Below are 17,697 nucleotides of genomic sequence, written 5' to 3' on the forward strand. Positions count from 1 at the left end.
CCCTACCGGAGCGCCGCGTGCACGGCGGCCGCGAATGCGTCGCCACGGTCGGCGTAACCCGCGAATTGGTCGAACGATGCGCCCGCCGGTGCCAGCAGGACGGTGTCACCGGGCTGCGCGACGATACGCGCCGCGGCCACCGCGGCCTTCATCACCGCCGAGCCCAGATTGTCACCCGATTGTTTCACTTCTGTCACATCTGCCCCAAAGACCACAGCAGTCGCATCCATACCAGCATCCTCGCCTGTCACAACGTGCAGGACGGGGACATCCGGCGCGTGTCGCGATAACGCCTCTGCAACCTCGTGCCGATCTCGGCCGATCAACACCGCCCCGACCAGCCGCGACGCCATCCTGGCGACCTCGGCATCGACCGATGCGCCCTTCAGCAGGCCGCCGGCGATCCAGACGACGCGGGGGTAGGCCAGCACCGACGCCTCGGCGGCGTGGGGGTTGGTGGCCTTGGAGTCGTCGACGTAGGTGATGCCGTCGGCGACGGCCACGACTTCGGCCCGGTGCCGGCCCACCCGGAAGGAGGCGATCGCAGCCGCGATCGCCTCGGCCGGCACGTCGACGCAGCGCGCCAGCGCCGCGGCGGCCAGGGCGTCGAGCACCCCGACCGGGCCCGGCACCGGGATGGACTCGACCGGCAGTAGGGCCAGGTCCTCGGCGAAGGCGCGGTCAACCAGGTGACCGTCGCGCACGCCCAGCTCCCCCGCCGCCGGTTTGCCCAGCCGGAAGCCGACCCGCACCGGCGCCTTGGCGGTGGCCAGCAGCGCCGCCGCCCGGCCGTCGTCCAGGCCCACCACCGCTACCCGGCCATCGAGCACCCGCGCCTTCGCCGCGGCGTAGGCGGCCAGGCTGCCGTGCCAGTCCAGGTGGTCTTCGGCGATGTTGAGCACCGCACCGGCCTCCGGCTGCAGCGAAGGCGCCCAATACAACTGGAAGCTGGACAGCTCGACGGCCAGCAGCTCGGCGGGTTCGTCCAGGACGTCGAGCACCGGGTCGCCGATGTTGCCGCAGAGCAGGCTGCGCCGGCCGCCGGCGGTCAGCATGGCGTGCAGCATCGACGTGGTGGTCGTCTTGCCGTTGGTTCCGGTCACCACCAGCCAGCGCCGCGGCGGCCCGTAGTGGCCCGCGGCGTCGAGCCGCCAGGCCAGCTCCACGTCACCCCAGATCGGCACCCCGGCCGCCGCCGCGGCGACCAGCAGCGGCGTGGTCGGCGCGAAGCCTGGACTGGTAATTACCAGCGCGAACCGGGAGATCTCGTCGGTGGCGGTCGAGGTGGACGCGGTCGCCACCCCAGCGTCGGCGTAACCGCGCAGCCTGGCCGGGTCGTCATCACACAATGTCGGTGCCGCACCGAATCTCCTCAGCGCCGCCAGCGCCGCCTTGCCCGTCACCCCGCCGCCGGCCACCAGCACCTGCGCGCCGGGCACCAGGGGTTCAAGACCGCTCATCAGGCACCTATCGCGCCCAGCCACTCACCGTAGAAAAGGGCCACGCCCAGGCCGCAGGCGATCGCGGTGAGCAGCCAGAAGCGGATGATGACCGTGGTCTCGGCCCAGCCGGCCAGCTCGAAATGGTGGTGAAAGGGCGCCATCCGGAACACCCGGCGCCCGGTGGTGCGAAAGGTCAAGATCTGCAACACAACCGAGCTGACCTCGGCGACGAACAGCGAACCCAGCACGACGGCGAGGATCTCGGTGCGGCTGGTGACCGAGAGGCCCGCGATGATGCCGCCCAGGGCCAGGGATCCGGTGTCGCCCATGAAGATCTTGGCGGGCGCGGCGTTCCACCACAAAAACCCGATGCAGGCGCCCGCGGTGGCGGCCGCGACCAGCGCCAGGTCCAGCGGGTCGCGCACGTTGTAGCAGCCCAGCCCGGGGGCGGTGACGCAGGCGTTGCGGTACTGCCAGAAGGTGATCAACACGTAGGCGGCGGTGACCATCGCCATGCTCCCGGCGGCCAGCCCGTCCAGGCCGTCGGTGAAGTTGACCGCGTTGGACCAGGCGCTGACGACGACCACGCAGAACAACACGAACAGGCCCGGGGCCAGTGTGACGGTGGCGATCTCACGCACGTAGGACAGGTCGGCGCTGGCCGGTGTCAGGCCGTTGTTGTTGTGGAACTGCAGCGCCAGCACGCCGAACAGCACCGCGGCGGCGACCTGCCCGATGGTCTTGGCCGTCTTGTTCAGGCCGAGGTTGCGCGACCTGCGGATCTTGATGATGTCGTCGAGGAATCCGACGCCGCCGAGCACGGTGGCCAGGCCCAGCACCAACAGACCCGACACCGTGACACCCTCGCCGTCGAAGGCCATCCCGGCCAGGTGCGTGCCCAGGTAGCCCGCCCAGATGCCGGCCAGGATGGCCACGCCGCCCATCGACGGCGTGCCCCGTTTGGCGTGGTGGGTCGGCGGGCCGTCCTCGCGGGTGTGGTGGCCGAAGCCCTGCCGGGTGAACAACCGGATCAGCGCCGGGGTCAGCAGGATGGACACGGTCAGCGCGACGGCGACGGCGATCAGGATCTGCCTCATGCGCGCGTCCCGCCCACAGATCCTTCCGAGTTTTCTGCGGCCAGCGCGTCGGCCAGCGCACCGAGCCCGGCGGAGTTCGACGCCTTGACCAGGACGACGTCGCCAGGTTGCAGCTCGGCCCGCAGTAGCGCCAGGGCGGCGTCGCGGTCGGCGACGTTGACGGCCCCCTTGTCGGCTGAGCCCCAGGAACCCTCCATGACCGCTCCGTGGTGCATGGCGCTCATCGACCTCCCACTTCCCACGACAACGAGTCGAGACACATCTAAGCGCACGGCCAGCCGGCCGATGCGATCGTGCTCGGCTATGGCGTCCTCACCCAGCTCAGCCATCTCACCGAGCACCGCCCAGCTGCGCCTTGGTTGAGCGCCCCCTTCGCCCCCGCCGTGGGCGATCCAGGCCAGCGCCTGCAACCCGGCCCGCATCGAATCGGGGTTGGCGTTGTAGGCATCGTCGATCACGGTAACCCCGTCGGCGCGGGTGGTGACCTGCATGCGGTGCCGCGACACCGGACCCGTTCCGGCGAGCGCGGCCGCGACCTGTTCGAGGCCGGCGCCGCATTCCAGCGCGACCGCGGCCGCGCACAGCGCGTTGCTCACCTGGTGATCGCCGTAGACGCCGAGTTGCACCTGCACCTGCGTCACCCCCCCGGGCGCCTCGCGCCGGTGCAGCGTGAACCGCGGCCTGGCCAGCTCGTCGAGCGACACCCGCCCGGCCCACAGGTCGGTGGGGCCGGCGGCGGTGCGCTCGGCGCGGCCGACCCGGATCACCCGGGCGGCGGTCACGTTCGCCATGGCCGCCACGGCCGGATCATCGGCGTTGAGGATCACCGCGCCCGACTCCGGAACGGATTGCGGCAGTTCGGATTTCGTTTGAGCGATGGCTTCGCGCGAGCCGAATTCACCCAGGTGCGCGGTGCCGACGTTGAGCACCACCCCGACGGACGGTGTGGCGATGTCGGCGAGCGCGGCGATGTTGCCGCGATGGCGTGCCGACATCTCCAGGACCAGGTAGTCGGTGTCGGCCGTCGCGCGCAGCACCGTCCACGGATGTCCTAGCTCGTTGTTGAACGACCCGGGCGGGGCCACCACCTCGCCCAGCGGCGCCAGCACGGCGGCCACCAGGTCCTTGGTCGACGTCTTTCCCGACGATCCGGTGATGCCGACGATGGTCAGCCCGCCGGCCACCAGTTCGGCGGCCACCGCCCGGGCCAGCTTGGCCAGCGCGGCCAGCACCGCGGCCCCCGAGCCGTCCGGGTCGTGCTCGAGCACCCCGGCCCGCGATCCCGAAGCCCCCTCGGGCGCGACGACGATGGCGGGAACCCCGACCGGCCGCGCGGCCAGCACCGCGACCGCGCCGGCCGCCACGGCCGAGGCCGCGTGATCATGCCCGTCCGAGCGCGCCCCCGGCAGGGCCAGGAACAGTCCACCGGGACCCACGGCCCGCGAGTCGAATTCGACGGTGCCGGTGACGTGCAGTGCCGCGGCGTCCTGCGGCGAGATATCGGCCAGCGTGCCGCCGACGATCTCGGCGATCTGCGCGACGGTCAGGTCGATCATGCGCGACCCTCCAACGCCTGCGCCAACTCGACGCGGTCGTCGAACGGACGGACCACGTCGCCGGCGCGCTGCCCGGTTTCGTGACCCTTGCCTGCGATCAGCACCACGTCACCGGCGCCCGCCCAGGCGACCGCGTGCCTGATCGCATCGCGCCGGTCGGCGACCTCGACAACCTCTGCCGGGTAACCACTTTCGATCGCACCGGTCAGGATTTCGCGGCGAATCGAGGCAGGGTCCTCACCACGCGGATTGTCGTCGGTGACTACGACCAGGTCGGCCAGCTCGGCGGCCGTCGCGCCCATCGGCCCCCGCTTGCCCGGATCGCGCTCGCCGCCGGCGCCGAACACCACCGCCACCCGGCGGCCCGGCCGCGCCAGTGTGGTCAGCACCGCGCGCAGGGCGCCCGGCTTGTGGGCGTAGTCGACCAGCGCCAAAAAGTCCTGCCCGGCGTCGATCTCTTCCATGCGCCCCGGCACGCGCGTCTGCCGCAGTCCCGGCGCCGCCCGCTCGGGTGACACCCCCACCGCGTCCAGAAGGGCCAGTGCCACAAGGCAATTGGCGATGTTGTAGTGCCCGGGCAGCGGGACCCCGACCTGATGCTTGGCGCCGGCGGGGTCGACGACGGTGAACTGCTGTCCCCCGGCGCCCATCGGGGTCACGTCGACGGCGCGCCAATTCGCGGGCCGGCCCTCGGCGCTGACGGTGACCGCCTCGCCGGCCCGGGCCGCCATGGCCCGCCCGGCCTCGTCGTCGATGCACACCACGACGCGGCGCGCCCGCAGCGGCGAATTCGGGTCGAACAGCAGGGCTTTGGTGTCGAAGTAATCCTCCATGGTCGGGTGGAAGTCGAGGTGATCGCGCGAGAGGTTGGTGAAACCGCCGACCGCGAAGCCGGTTCCGTCCACCCGGCCCAACGCCAGCGCGTGGCTGGAGACCTCCATGACGACGGTGTCGACGCCCTGTTCGGCCATCGCCGCCAGCATCGCCTGCAGCGCGGGGGCCTCGGGAGTGGTGAGTGCGCTGGGGATGTCGGCGCCGTCGATCCGAATGCCGATGGTGCCGATCAGCCCGGCCGTGCGGCCGGCGGCCCGCAGACCGGACTCGACCAGATAGGTGGTGGTGGTCTTGCCGGAGGTGCCGGTGATGCCGATGACGGCCATCCGCTCGGACGGGCGCCCGTACACCGAGGCGGCCAGGCCGCCGAGCACGGCGCGGGGATCGGGGTGCACCAGCGTCGGCACGGCCGGGGCGCCGGTCGCGGTCATCTCGGCGACCCCGGCGGGGTCGGTGAGCACGGCGGCCGCGCCGCGTTCGATCGCGTCGGCGGCGTGGCGGGCCCCGTGGGTGGTCCGGCCGGGCAGCGCGGCGAACAGGTCACCGGGCTGCACGTCCTGGGCGCGCAGGGTCACGCCGGTGATGGTCACGTCAGGCACAGCGGGGCGCTGACCTGGGGCGTCGGCCGGCACCGCGCCAGCCTGGCCGGCGAGCGCGGGCAGCCGCGCGCCCGCGGTGGCGCTGGGGCGCAACCCAGTGGGCACCGGCACCACTTCAGTCACACCTCCCTCCGACGCCGCCTGATCCTCATGATCGGCCATGACACCCTACCTAGCCGCGACCGGCCGGGCGGCGCTCCGCTGCGCCCGGCTTATGCAGATTGTGGCGACCCGCTTCACCCGGCTGCGCAGATTGTGGCGACCCGCTGCGCCCGGCTGCGCCGCGCTTGCGATCGCCACGGCCGCGCTTGCGATCGCCACGGCCGCGCCGGCGATCGCCGCTAGGTGGCCTGCAGCGTCAGCGGCGGGCCCGGGTCCGGCGACAGCGGCACGTTCTCGCGCTGCATGAGCCAGCCGGCGATGTTGTGGAACAGCGGGGCTGCCGAGTGGCCGGGCGTGCCGTCGGCGTTGCGCTCCGGGTTGTCCATCATGATGCCGATGACGTACCGGGGGTTGTCGACGGTGGCCATCCCGGCGAAGGTGATCCAGTAGACGTTGTCGAAGTAGCAGCCGCAGGCCGGGTTGATCTGCTGCGCGGTGCCCGTCTTGCCGGCCATCTGGTAGCCCGTCACCGCGCCGGCCGAGCCGGTGCCCTGCTGGTAACCCATCGGATCCTTTTGCACGACGGCACGCAACATGTTGCGCACGGTCTGCGCCGTCTGCGGCGAGACCACCCGCACTCCCTCCGGACGCGGCTCCTCGGTACGCGTGCCGTCGGGGGCGATGGTGGCCTTGATGATCCGCGGCGGCATCCGCAGCCCGTCGTTGGCGATCGCCTGGTACATTCCGGTCATCTGCAGCAGCGTCATCGAAAGGCCCTGGCCGATGGGCAGGTTCGAGAAGGTGCTGCCCGACCACTGGTCGATCGGCGGCACCAGCCCGGCGCTCTCACCGGGCAGACCGACGTTGGTGCGTTGCCCCAGACCGAATTTGCGGACCATGTCGTAAAAGCGCTCCGGGCCGACGCGCTGGGCGAGCATCAAAGTGCCGACGTTGGAGGATTTCCCGAACACGCCGGTGGTGGTGTAGGGCATCACGCCGTGATCCCACGCGTCGTGAATGGACACCCCGCCCATCTGGATCGTGCCGGGGACCTGCAACACCTCGTCGGGATTGGACAGGCCGTACTCGATGACCGACGACGCGGTGATCACCTTGTTCACCGAGCCGGGCTCGAACGGCGAGGACACCGCCAGGTTGCCCAGCTGTTTGTCGCCCTGCCGCCCGATGTCCTGCGAGGGGTCGAAGGTGTTGTCGTTGGCCATGGCCAGCACTTCGCCGGTCTTCGCGTCGAGCACGACGGCCGAAACATTGTGCGCGCCAGACACATTCTTGGCCTGCTGAACCTGCTGCTGCACGTAGAACTGGATGTCGTCGTCGAGGGTCAGCTGGACCATCGATCCGTTGACCGCCCGATGCCGGTTGCGGTAACTGCCGGGGATGACTACGCCGTCGGATCCGCGGTCATAGGTGACCGCGCCGTCGGTGCCCGACAGCACCGAGTCCATGGCCTCCTCCAGCCCCAGCAGGCCGTGACCGTCCCAGTCGATGCCACCGACGATATTGGCCGCCAGCGATCCGCCCGGATACTGGCGCAGATCCTGGCGTTCGGAACCGACCTCGGGATACTTGTCCGAGATCGCGCTGGCGACAGCGGGATCCACGGCGCGCGCCAGGTAGACGAAGTTGTCGTCGGTTTGCAGCTTCTTCAAGACGGTCGCCGAGTCCGGCCTGTTGCCCAGGCGGCCGGAGACCTCCTTGGCGATATCGCGCAGCCGCTGTTGCGGTTCGGGGGCGGTCGAGTTCTTGGCCTTGGCTTCTTCCAGCTGCTTGCGAATTCGTTTGGGCTGAAACGTCAGCGCACGCGACTCGATCGTGAAAGCAAGCTGGTCTTTGCGGCGGTCGATGATGCTGCCGCGCACCGCCTTTTCCACATCGGTGACCTTGAGCTGGCCGGCGGCCTGGGCGCGCAGCGATGGGGCGCTGGTCACCTGCAGGACGAACAGCTGGGCGGCGGCCACCAGCATGAGCACCAGGATGACCACGTTGCCGGCCCGGTGCCGGAAGACGAATGAGCCACCACGGCTGGTCAACTCGACGATCTGGCGGGTGCGACGCTCCCGCGCCGAATGTCCGCCGGTCACGGCCTCAGACCGCTGCGCCGCCGCGGCGCTCTTAGCCCGCTTGGCCTTCCGGAATCGCTTCGGCTCCCGCACGTCTCGGCCAACCTCGGCTTGCGGCTTCACGCGACGCTTGGGTTGCCGTACGCCCTTGCCCGCCAAGTCCTTACGGGGACCACGTGTCGGCCGTGCCGACTGCGATCGGCGTGCCCGCGGGGACTCTCCGCGGCTCACCTGGGCGCACCTGGCGGCCCGGCGACCGCCGGCCCGGGCAGGCCGTTAGCGGGCGCGGCGGGGACCAAAGGTTGAGCCGGCGCCGCCGGACGGCCCAGCTGCAGCGGGACCGGAATCTCGGCGGGCAACGGCGCGGGCATCTGGCCAGGAGCGGGAATGGGCAGCCCGCCCAAGGGAATCGGTACCTCGGCCGGTGCTGGAGCGGTCGCAGGCCCGGCCGGCATCGGCAGTCCCGGCGTCGGCAATCCCGGCAGCACACCGGGTGCGCGTCCGGTGACCGGGCCGGCGGCCGTACCGGGCAGGGCACCGGTGGCCGGGGCAGCGGGCATACCGGGCAATGCACCCGTCGCCGGTCCGCCTGGCATGCCGGGCAGCGTACCCGGCACCGGCACGACGGGTGCGGCAGGCGCGCCGGGCGCCGGGGGCACCACGGGCGGCAGGTGCTGACCGCCCACCGTCGACGCGCCGTCGGGAGCCCGCAGCAGCGCTTCGGGGCCGGACCGGGCCGGGGCGGGGCCGCCGGGGGCAGGTTCCACCCGCATCGAGACCTCCGGCGGAGCGGCCGGCGGCTTGGGGGGCTGCGGCGCCTCGTCGGGGAGCTTGTTGTTCAGCGGGGGCGGCGGCACACCGTCGGCCGGCTTGGGGGTGCCGACCACCACCCAGTTCCCGGATGCGTCCTGGACCAAGTGCGCGGTGTCCCTGCTCGGGATCATGCCCTGTTTGCGGGCGGCCTCCGCCAGCGCCGGGGCGGCCTCGGCCTCGCGCACATCGCGCTCCAGCGCTTCCTTCTGCTGCTGCAGCAGCCGGGTCCGCTCCCGGGCGTGGCTCAACTTGTAGGAACGCTCGGCGGAGTCGGTGGACAGCCACAGCGTGAGCCCGAGCCCGATGCCCAGCGCACCGATGATCAGCACGACGAACGGAACCTTGCTGGCCAACGTCCGCGGCCGCAGGTCGATTGCCGCCAGCCGCGCGGCCAGCCGCTCGGTCAGACGAGGGCGAACGACCTTGGGCGCCTTGGCTTTCCGCGCCTTGGCCCGCGCCTTGGCCTGGCTGGTGCTCTTGGGCCGGGCCGGCCGATCGACCGGCCGGGCGATGGGGCTGGTCTGCGGCCCGGACTTGGGCGCACGGGCTTCGCGGGCGGGCGCCGAGCTCCGGCCGTTCCGGGTGCGTCGCGCCGAGCCGGATTCGGCCGCGGTCCGGCCGCTGCGCCGGGCAGAACCGTCGCGTCCACCCCGACGGTCGCTGCCGCCGCGCCGTTTGGACGTCTCGCGCTCTGCTCTCATGCGTCGCCTTTCCCGCTTGCCTGCTGTGATTCCATTCGTTGCAGCGCCCGCAATCGCACTGCGGCACTGCGCGGATTGCGTTCGACCTCGGTGGCGTCGGCGCGGCCGGCGCCGTGCGTCAGGGCCCGGAATCGCGGCTCGTGGCCGGGAAGCTCGACCGGCAGATCCACCGGGGTGCGCGACGCGACCGCCTGGGCGAAGAGCCGCTTGACGATTCGGTCCTCCAGCGATTGGTAGGCCATCACCACGATGCGCCCGCCGACGTCCAGGGCGTCCAGGGCGGCCGGGAGCGCACGGCGCAGCGTGTCCAGCTCGTCGTTGACCGCGACGCGCAGCGCCTGGAACGTGCGCTTGGCCGGATGCCCGCCGGTGCGCCGGGCCGCGGCCGGAATCGCTTCGTAGAGCAGGGCTACCAGGTCCGAGGTCGACGTGAACGGCTCGCGGGCGCGCCGGCGCACGATGTGCGCGGCGATGCGACGCGCGAACCGCTCCTCGCCGTAGCGGTGCAAGATGTTCGCCAGCTCGGCCTCGTCGTAGGTGTTGACGATGTCGGCCGCGGTCAGCGGCGCCGAGGGGTCCATCCGCATGTCCAGTGGCGCGTCCTGGGCGTAGGCGAAACCCCGCTCGGCGCGATCGAGCTGCATGGACGACACCCCGAGGTCGAAGAGCATTCCGTCCACTGATTCCGTTGCCGGATAACCTGATTCGCCCAGTGCCGCGGCGATGCCGTCGTAGCGCGTGTGCACCAGCGTGACCCGGTCGGCGAAGCGCGCAAGTCGGGCCCCGGCGATGTCCAGCGCGCTGGGATCGCGGTCCAGTCCGATCAGCCGCAGGCCCGGCAGGTCGGTGAGGAAGCGTTCCGCGTGGCCGCCGGCGCCCAGGGTGGCGTCCAGCAGCGTCGCCCCCGACCCGTCGGGATCGTGACGGGTCAGTGCGGGCGTGAGCAGTTCGACGCAGCGTTCCAGTAGGACGGGGACGTGCCCGTAATCGTCGGAATTCGAATTGTCAGCCACCGCAACGCCTCCACGGATCTGCCGGCACCCGTCGGCCGCTCGGGCCCCCGAGAGACGGGCCCTCGCGCCGCTTCGGGTCTGCGCCGCCCGGACTGGCCTTACCAGGTGCTCGGGACGATGGGCAGCCCCTGCATCGAGGTCTCTGACCGAAATCGCGAACCTGGCGTTGGGGAAGTACGCCAGGGTCGGTTCGGTCAGAGGCCACGTTGCACGGGCATGCGCCTCAGATGATGTCGCCGAGTGCTTCATCGCTGGCCGCGGAGAAGTTCTCTTCGTGGGTCTGTTGGTAGTCCTGCCAGGCCTGTGCATCCCAGATCTCGAGGTTGTCGATCGCGCCGATGACCACGCAGTCCTTCGTGAGGTTCGCGTAGCGCCGGTGATCGGCCGACAACGTGATCCGGCCCTGGGCGTCGGGATGCTGCTCGTCGGTGCCGGCGGCGAGGTTGCGGAGAAACGCCCGGGCCTCGGGGTTGCTCCGCGAGGCCTTGCTCGCACGGCGGGCCAGTTGCTCGAATTCCGCCCGCGGGTAGACGGCGAGGCTGTGGTCCTGGCTCTTGGTGACCATCAACCCCCCTGCCAGCGCGTCGCGGAACTTGGCGGGCAGCGTCAGCCGCCCCTTGTCGTCGAGTTTGGGCGTGTAGGTGCCGAGAAACACCAGCTCACCTCCCCTATGGGGTCACCCAAACACTGCAGCCACCATACCCCACAATCCCCCACTACGCCCCATTCTTTGAGTGTCGTCGTGGCGTTTTCAGGGTTATCCGTCGTCAGGACGCCGGCAACGCCCGATATGGGGTGTGTCGGGCCCAACCCGGGGCGTGTTCCGGGTGGGCGGGCAAAGCGGGTCTACCAGGCGAAATGCCCGGGGTGGGGCGTAGTGGGGAACTCTAGTGGGGCGCGGTGGGGCGCAATTGCCGCGACGCGCCTCGGTTGGGGCTCGATTGGGCTGCAAAACGGCATCGACGGTTGCGCAGGCATCGGACACACGGCCGGCCGCACCGGATCCCGGAAAAACAAAACGGGGCAGCCGATTGGCTACCCCGAGTGTGTGGACACGCTCAGTCGTCGAAGCGGCGGCGGAACCGGTCCTCCATGCGGCTGGTGAACGAACCGCCGCCCTTGTTGCGGCGCTGACGCAGCGAGGTCGGCGCCGGGCCGGAATGATCGGACCTGCCGGACAATCGCGGGCCGGTGATCGCGAAGATCACGCCGCCAAACATGACGATGAACCCGAAGACGCTGAGGATCGGGAAGTTTCCGATCATTGTCGCCTTGAACGCCACTCCGGAGACCAGCATCGCCAGACCGATGACGAACAACGCGACGCCCTGCAGCCGCCGGCGGGCGGTGGGTGCGCGGAACCCTCCGCCGCGGACACTGGACGCGAATTTGGGGTCCTCGGCGTAGAGAGCGCTCTCGATCTGATCGAGCATCCGCTGCTCATGATCGGAGAGTGGCATTCGTCCCTCCTTGCCGACTGTTTGGCACGTGACTATCGGTAGCACGCGGATGCCCGTTGCGAGGGCAACTAATTCAAATGATACGAGGTCAATCTGCCCCATACCACTGGTTCGGCGCCGATTCTATCCCGGCCGCCTCCCGACCCACCGCCAGACCGCAACGACCGTGCGCTACAACCGGCTTCCCGAACCGGACGGTTCCTCGGTCCGGTGCCACGACCGCCCGTCGGCCCGTCCCACACGGGTCCGATAATGGGCAATGGCGGCCCGGTCCACAGCGAACACATAATGCCGAGGCGCCGCGCGAGCCGGAATCACCACGAGGAGGAGACCGCGAGTTGGCGATATTCCTCATCGATCTGTTTCCCGACGATATGGAGCGGCGCCTGGGTGACGCCCTGGCGGTGTATGTCGATGCGATGCGCTACCCGCGGGGTACCGAGAACCAGCGCGCCGCGATGTGGCTCGAACACATTCGGCGACGGGGCTGGCAAGGCGCCGGCGTCGTCGAGACTCAGGAGGCCGAAGCCGCAGGCGCACAACCGCCGTCGGCGGAGGACCTGGCCAGCGCCCCGCTGCTCGGGGTGGCCTACGGCTACCCCGGCGCGCCCGGGCAATGGTGGCAGCAGCAGGTCGTGCTGGGCATGCAACGCGGCGGCTCGCCGCCCCAGGAGATCTCCCGGCTGATGGACAGCTACTTCGAGCTGACCGAGCTGCACATCCATCCCCGCGCCCAGGGCCGCGGCCTCGGCGAGGCGCTGGCCCGACGTCTGCTCGCCGGTCGCGCCGAACGGAATGTGCTGCTCTCGACGCCGGAAACCAATGGTGAGCCCAACCGCGCCTGGCGGTTGTACCGGCGTTTGGGTTTCACCGACGTCATCCGCGGCTATCACTTCGCCGGCGATCCGCGGGCGTTTGCGATTTTGGGCCGCAAGCTGCCTCTGTAACACCCCAACCCGGCGCACATCGAAAGACTCCACACTTATTTAAGTGGCACATCGGATCTGGCACGATGACCTGGTGCGAGCCAGCTCTCCCCCGCCCCGCAGCCGAGGATCCCGAGCGTTTCGAGTTCGGCGGCGCCGCTTGACGGCCATCGCGATGCTGCTGCTGGTGGTGCCGCTGGCCAGCGGATGCCTGCGGGTCAGGGCCTCGCTCACCATCTCCCCCGACGACCTGGTGTCCGGCGAGATCGTCGCCGCCGCCAAACCCAAGACCTCCAAAGACACCGGTCCCCAACTGGACAGCAACAACCTGCCGTTCAGCCAGAAGGTGGCGGTCTCGAATTACGACAGCGACGGCTACGTCGGCTCGCAGGCGGTGTTCTCCGATCTGACCTTCGCGGAGTTGCCCCAACTGGCCAACATGAACTCCGACGCCTCCGGGGTGAACCTGACGCTGCGCCGCAACGGCAACCTGGTGATCCTGGAAGGTCGGGCGGATCTGACCCCGCTGACCGACCCCGAGGCAGACGTCGAGCTGACGGTGGCCTTCCCCGGCGTCGTGACCTCCACCAACGGCGACCGGGTCGAACCCGACGTGGTGTCGTGGAAGCTGAAACCGGGCGTGGTGACCACCATGACCGCCCAGGCCCGCTACACCGACCCCAACACCCGGTCCTTCACCGGGGCGGTGGTGTGGCTTTGCATCGCGTCGTTCGCGGCCGCGGGCGTGGTGGGCCTGCTGGCCTGGGTCAGCCGGGACAGGTCACCGCGGTTGACCGCGCCGCGCGACCAACCGCCGCCCGATTAACCGGCGGTCGGTGACCAGTAGGCGAGCATCTCCGCGAACGTCTGGAAGGCCGGCCCGGAGTTCCCGTAGGTCGCCTCGAGGTGGATGCTCAGCGGGAAGCCGAGCTCGGCGACCCCGTCGATGACGCGTTTGTAGAGGTCGAGCATCTGCCGGCGCTTATGCGCCGGTTCGCCGGCGGCCAGCTTCCTGACGAACTCCTGCTCCGCGGCCACCGCCGGATTGCCCGGGTCCTGAATCAGCCAGTTGATCAGGCCGACCCGGCTCTCCATCTTCGGTACGAAGCCGAACGACAGCAGGATCTCCGGTCGATGATCGGTCTGGCGGGCGAACTCGGTCAGGAAGCCCACGATCGCATCGGAGTACAACAGTTGGGTCATGCCGTAGGTGGCGCCCTGGTCGCACTTGAAGTTGAACCGGCCCTGTTCGCCGTCGCGGGTGGGGATCAGGATGACGCCGCGGTTGGTCAGCAGCTCGCGGTAGATGGACAGGGCGTCGGTAGGAGCGACGCCGGCCCCCTCGCCGTCGTTCATGGTGCGCGGCACGCCGACGAAGACCACACCTTCCATGCCGGCCGATGTCAGCTCGGTCAGCCGGGTGCGCAGCGAGCGCTCGTCCATGAAGGCGGTCACCTGCGTGCAGAGGCCCTTGATCCCCGGCAGTTCCGGCTTGACGACTGACCAGAAGTCGAGCACGTCCAACTTGGGCTTCATCTGGATGGGACGGTCGTCGTCCTCGGCGATGATCCCCGGAATCATCACGTGCCGGATCCGGCCGTCCAGACCGGCCTCGGCCGAATTCCGCACCACTTTCTGCGCCTCTTCCAGTGCCCGTTCCCGACCGTCGTCGGCGTTCGGCGGCACCAGCTCGAGCGCAATGGTGTTGAGGGTCACGCGGCTTCTCTCCATCTGACGACTATTGGCCCGGGGGCGTCTGGTGGCCGCGCAGTATCCGCACGAGCGCCAGCGCACCCGCCAGCATAGGGGCGGGTTACTGAGGCAGGCGAAGCAACTGGGTCCACCCGCCCGGGTCATGTGCGGAGCGGCGCGGGTGGCGCGGCGAATACACTGGTCGGGCCTGGAACACCCAGCCAGCCGAGCAGAAAGGGGCGCCGCGCTGAGCCTAGGAGCTTCAGAAGCAGCGGCAACCGTCGAGTTGACCGGCGCCATCACCGACCAGTTGCGGCGGTACATGCATGACCGGCGCACCGAAACCGCGTACATCGGTGACGACTACAGCGGTCTGATCGCCGCGCTGGAAGATTTCGTACTCAACGGGGGCAAGCGGTTACGGCCCGCGTTCGCCTATTGGGGCTGGCGCGCCGTGACCACCGAAGCCCCCGATGAGCAAGCGCTGCTGCTGTTTTCAGCACTCGAGCTGCTCCATGCGTGCGCGCTGGTGCACGACGACGTGATCGACGACTCCTCGACCCGCCGGGGCCGGCCGACAACGCATGTCCGGTTCGCGACGCTGCATCGCGACAGGCACTGGCAGGGCTCGCCGGAGCAGTTCGGCAGATCGGCCGCCATCCTGCTCGGTGATCTCGCGCTGGCCTGGGCCGACGACATCGTCTTCGGTGTCGAGTTGACGCCGCAGGCTTTTAGGCGGGTCCGGCGGGTGTGGGCCAACATTCGCACCGAGGTGCTCGGCGGGCAGTACCTCGACATCGTCGCCGAGGCCAGCGCGGCCGCCTCGATCGCCTCGGCGATGAACGTCGACACCTTCAAAACCGCCTGCTACACCGTGTCCCGGCCGCTGCAGCTCGGGGCGGCCGCCGCGGCCGACCGGCCCGACGTCCATGACGTCTTCAGCCAGTTCGGCACGGACCTGGGGGTGGCGTTCCAGTTGCGCGACGACGTGCTTGGGGTTTTCGGTGATCCCGCGGTCACCGGCAAGCCGTCCGGGGATGATCTGCGAGCCGGCAAGCGAACCGTGCTGCTGGCCGAGGCGGTGGAGTTGGCGGAGAAGTCGGACCCGGTGGCGGCCAACCTGTTACGCACCTCGATCGGGGCTGAGCTGACCGACGCGCAAGTGGCTCAGCTGCGCGACGTCATCGAGTCGGTGGGCGCCCTGGCCGCGGCCGAACAACGGATCGCCGCGCTGACCCAGCGGGCGCTGGCCACGCTGGCGGCCGCACCCATCAACACCGCGGCCAAAGCGGGGTTGTCCGAATTGGCCAAGCTGGCCACGAACCGGTCCGCCTGAACCGATGACGACGCCCACGGACGCCCCGGCGGCGGATTCGCCGGCCGCCAAACCCTCTCGCGGCGAATGGTTTTCCCAGCTGAGGGCGTTCGCCGCGTCCGGCGACTCCGGTCCGGCGAAGCTGGGCATGCTGGGATCGGTGCTGATCACGCTCGGCGGGCTCGGCGCGGGCAGCACTCGCCAGCACGACCCGCTGCTCGAGTCAATGCACATGTCCTGGTTGCGTTTTGGCCACGGCCTGGTGTTGTCGTCGATCGTGTTGTGGACCGGTGTCGCCCTGATGCTGATCGCGTGGCTGGCCTTGGGCCGTCGGGTACTGGCCGGCGAGGCGAGCGAGTTCGTCATGAAAGCCACCACCGGCTTCTGGCTGGCGCCGTTGCTGGTGTCGGTGCCGGTCTTCAGCCGGGACACCTACTCGTATCTGGCGCAGGGCGCGCTGCTGCGCGATGGTCTGGACCCCTACGCGGTGGGGCCGGTCGCCAACCCAAACAGCCTGCTGGACAACGTCAGTCCCATCTGGTCGATCACGACCGCACCCTATGGCCCGGTGTTCATCCTGGTGGCGAAGGTCATCACCATGATCGTGGGCAACAACGTGGTGGCCGGCACCGCGTTGCTGCGGCTGTGCATGCTGCCCGGGCTGATGCTGCTGGTCTGGGCGACGCCCCGGGTGGCGCGGCATCTGGGCACCGACGGTTCGACGGCACTGTGGATCTGTGTGCTCAACCCGCTGGTGCTCATCCATCTGATGGGCGGGGTGCACAACGAGATGCTGATGGTGGGCCTGATGGCCGCCGGCATTGCGCTGACGTTGGCCGGTCGCCACGTCGCGGGCGTCACGCTGATCACCGTCGCCATCGCGGTCAAGGCCACCGCCGGCATCGCGCTGCCCTTCCTGGTGTGGGTGTGGATGCGCCACCTGCGCGATCGCCGGGGATATCGGCCCGTGCCAGCGTTTTTCGCCGCCACGGCGTGGTCGCTGCTGATCTTCGCCGTGGTCTTCGCGATCCTGTCCGCGGTCGCCGGCGTCGGCCTGGGCTGGCTGACCGCGCTGGCCGGATCGGTGAAGATCATCAACTGGCTCACCGTGCCGACCGCCGCCGCCAATCTGATCCACGCGATTGGCGGCGGGTTCTTCCCGGTGAGCTTCTACCCGATCTTGCGCGTCACCCGGTTGGTCGGCATCGCGATCATCGCAATCTCGCTGCCGCTGTTGTGGTGGCGGTTCCGCCGCGACGACCGGGCCGCGCTGACCGGCATCGCGTGGTCGATGGTGATCGTGGTGCTGTTCGTGCCGGCCGCCCTGCCCTGGTACTACTCGTGGCCGCTGGCGATCGTGGCCCCGCTGGCGCAGTCGCGGCGGGCGGTCGCGATCATCGGCGGCTTGTCGACCTGGGTGATGGTGATCTTCAAACCCGATGGCTCGCACGGCATGTACTCGTGGCTGCACTTCTCGCTGGCCACGGCGTGCGCGCTGATCGCCGGGTACAGCCTGTACCGGGCTCCCGCGCGGGAAGCCGAGCGGGCCGACGCCACCGCCGGATGAGCGCGCAGGCTCAGTAGGCCATCGCCTGCGCCCGGCGCACGATTTCCCGGGCCTGGTGGGCGTGCAGGGCATCGACGGGACGGGCGTTGTTGAGGGCATCCCGGCTACCGTCGCGGGTGACGATCAACGAAGGGTCCCTGGTGAACAACCAGCGCACGATCTCGGTGTCGTGATAGCCGCCGTCGTGCAGGATCGTCAACAATCCCGGCAGGCTCTTGACCACCTCACCGGACTTGGTGAAGAACACCTGCGGTACCACGAGTCCCTCGTCGCGGCGGACCGCGACCAGGTGCCCCTCCCGGAGTTGCTGGTGCACCTTGGTGACCGACACCCCCATCAATTCGGCGACCCGCTTCAGGTCATAGATCGGCTCGTCGGGTTCGAGCACATCGTCGCCGGCAGGAATACTGCTCATCCGGGCAAGTGTAGGCCTAGATCCCCGCGTTGAGCCCGTGTTCTACCGGCCAATCAAGGCCGCACACCTACGATGGCCCGGTGG

Annotated in this window: 14 protein-coding genes and 1 pseudogene; 4 read left to right on the forward strand and 11 right to left on the reverse strand. The window is 69.9% G+C overall.

What is annotated here, in order from left to right; all coding sequences use genetic code 11:
* Positions 1 to 2 precede the first annotated feature (2 nt).
* The 9 genes and pseudogenes from murD to ACZYVJ_RS04010 all read right to left on the reverse strand — a co-directional run bounded on the left by murD (position 3) and on the right by ACZYVJ_RS04010 (position 11,698).
* Complete coding sequence (gene murD, locus ACZYVJ_RS03970; RefSeq protein ID WP_463829831.1) at positions 3 to 1,460, reverse strand: UDP-N-acetylmuramoyl-L-alanine--D-glutamate ligase; 1,458 nt, start codon at positions 1,458 to 1,460, stop codon at positions 3 to 5.
* Positions 1,460 to 2,539 carry a phospho-N-acetylmuramoyl-pentapeptide-transferase gene (gene mraY, locus ACZYVJ_RS03975; protein WP_463829832.1) on the reverse strand — a complete coding sequence of 360 codons (1,080 nt, stop codon included), beginning with the start codon at positions 2,537 to 2,539 and terminating at the stop codon, positions 1,460 to 1,462. The genes murD and mraY overlap by 1 nt, the downstream gene beginning before the upstream one ends.
* Complete coding sequence (locus ACZYVJ_RS03980; protein ID WP_463829833.1) at positions 2,536 to 4,095, reverse strand: UDP-N-acetylmuramoyl-tripeptide--D-alanyl-D-alanine ligase; 1,560 nt, start codon at positions 4,093 to 4,095, stop codon at positions 2,536 to 2,538. Before ACZYVJ_RS03980 ends, mraY begins: the two co-directional genes overlap by 4 nt.
* A pseudogene (locus ACZYVJ_RS03985) lies at positions 4,092 to 5,680 on the reverse strand (UDP-N-acetylmuramoyl-L-alanyl-D-glutamate--2,6-diaminopimelate ligase). Before ACZYVJ_RS03985 ends, ACZYVJ_RS03980 begins: the two are co-directional and overlap by 4 nt.
* A gap of 189 nt (positions 5,681 to 5,869) precedes the next feature.
* The gene (locus tag ACZYVJ_RS03990) at positions 5,870 to 7,942 is read right to left on the reverse strand and encodes a peptidoglycan D,D-transpeptidase FtsI family protein (protein ID WP_463829834.1); all 2,073 of its coding nucleotides are present in this window, start codon (positions 7,940 to 7,942) and stop codon (positions 5,870 to 5,872) included.
* Complete coding sequence (ftsL, locus tag ACZYVJ_RS03995) at positions 7,939 to 9,225, reverse strand: cell division protein FtsL (protein ID WP_463829835.1); 1,287 nt, start codon at positions 9,223 to 9,225, stop codon at positions 7,939 to 7,941. Before ftsL ends, ACZYVJ_RS03990 begins: the two co-directional genes overlap by 4 nt.
* Entirely contained in the window at positions 9,222 to 10,487 is a 1,266-nt protein-coding gene (gene rsmH / locus ACZYVJ_RS04000) for a 16S rRNA (cytosine(1402)-N(4))-methyltransferase RsmH (RefSeq protein ID WP_463829836.1), read from the reverse strand. The genes ftsL and rsmH overlap by 4 nt, the downstream gene beginning before the upstream one ends.
* Entirely contained in the window at positions 10,462 to 10,893 is a 432-nt protein-coding gene (gene mraZ, locus ACZYVJ_RS04005) for a division/cell wall cluster transcriptional repressor MraZ (protein ID WP_064877499.1), read from the reverse strand. Before mraZ ends, rsmH begins: the two co-directional genes overlap by 26 nt.
* Before the next feature lie 403 nt (positions 10,894 to 11,296).
* Positions 11,297 to 11,698 (reverse strand): DUF3040 domain-containing protein, encoded by a 402-nt coding sequence (locus ACZYVJ_RS04010; RefSeq protein WP_463829837.1) that lies wholly within the window; start codon positions 11,696 to 11,698, stop codon positions 11,297 to 11,299.
* A 338-nt stretch (positions 11,699 to 12,036) separates the two neighbouring features.
* On the opposite strand from ACZYVJ_RS04010, the gene ACZYVJ_RS04015 reads away from it, so the two are divergent.
* Entirely contained in the window at positions 12,037 to 12,645 is a 609-nt protein-coding gene (locus tag ACZYVJ_RS04015; RefSeq protein ID WP_463829838.1) for a GNAT family N-acetyltransferase, read from the forward strand.
* A 154-nt stretch (positions 12,646 to 12,799) separates the two neighbouring features.
* Positions 12,800 to 13,450, forward strand: a complete 651-nt coding sequence (lppM, locus tag ACZYVJ_RS04020) for a lipoprotein LppM (RefSeq protein ID WP_463832826.1) — start codon at positions 12,800 to 12,802, stop codon at positions 13,448 to 13,450.
* On the opposite strand, the gene ACZYVJ_RS04025 is transcribed toward lppM, so the two are convergent.
* A complete protein-coding gene (locus ACZYVJ_RS04025) occupies positions 13,447 to 14,340 on the reverse strand; it encodes a mycobacterial-type methylenetetrahydrofolate reductase (protein WP_463832827.1) in 894 nt (297 codons plus the stop codon). The genes lppM and ACZYVJ_RS04025 overlap by 4 nt on opposite strands.
* 262 nt (positions 14,341 to 14,602) lie before the next feature.
* On the opposite strand from ACZYVJ_RS04025, the gene idsA2 reads away from it, so the two are divergent.
* Together idsA2 and ACZYVJ_RS04035 are read left to right on the forward strand one after the other, a co-directional pair.
* Positions 14,603 to 15,652, forward strand: a complete 1,050-nt coding sequence (idsA2, locus tag ACZYVJ_RS04030; RefSeq protein ID WP_463829840.1) for a bifunctional (2E,6E)-farnesyl/geranyl diphosphate synthase — start codon at positions 14,603 to 14,605, stop codon at positions 15,650 to 15,652.
* 4 nt (positions 15,653 to 15,656) lie between these two features.
* Positions 15,657 to 17,198 (forward strand): alpha-(1->6)-mannopyranosyltransferase A, encoded by a 1,542-nt coding sequence (locus ACZYVJ_RS04035; RefSeq protein WP_463829841.1) that lies wholly within the window; start codon positions 15,657 to 15,659, stop codon positions 17,196 to 17,198.
* A gap of 10 nt (positions 17,199 to 17,208) precedes the next feature.
* On the opposite strand, the gene ACZYVJ_RS04040 is transcribed toward ACZYVJ_RS04035, so the two are convergent.
* On the reverse strand, positions 17,209 to 17,613 hold the full coding sequence (locus ACZYVJ_RS04040; RefSeq protein WP_463829842.1) for an Rv2175c family DNA-binding protein: 405 nt from the start codon (positions 17,611 to 17,613) through the stop codon (positions 17,209 to 17,211).
* Between the last annotated feature and the right edge of the window lie 84 nt (positions 17,614 to 17,697).

The sequence above is a fragment of the Mycobacterium sp. IDUB_3 genome (assembly GCF_055419585.1).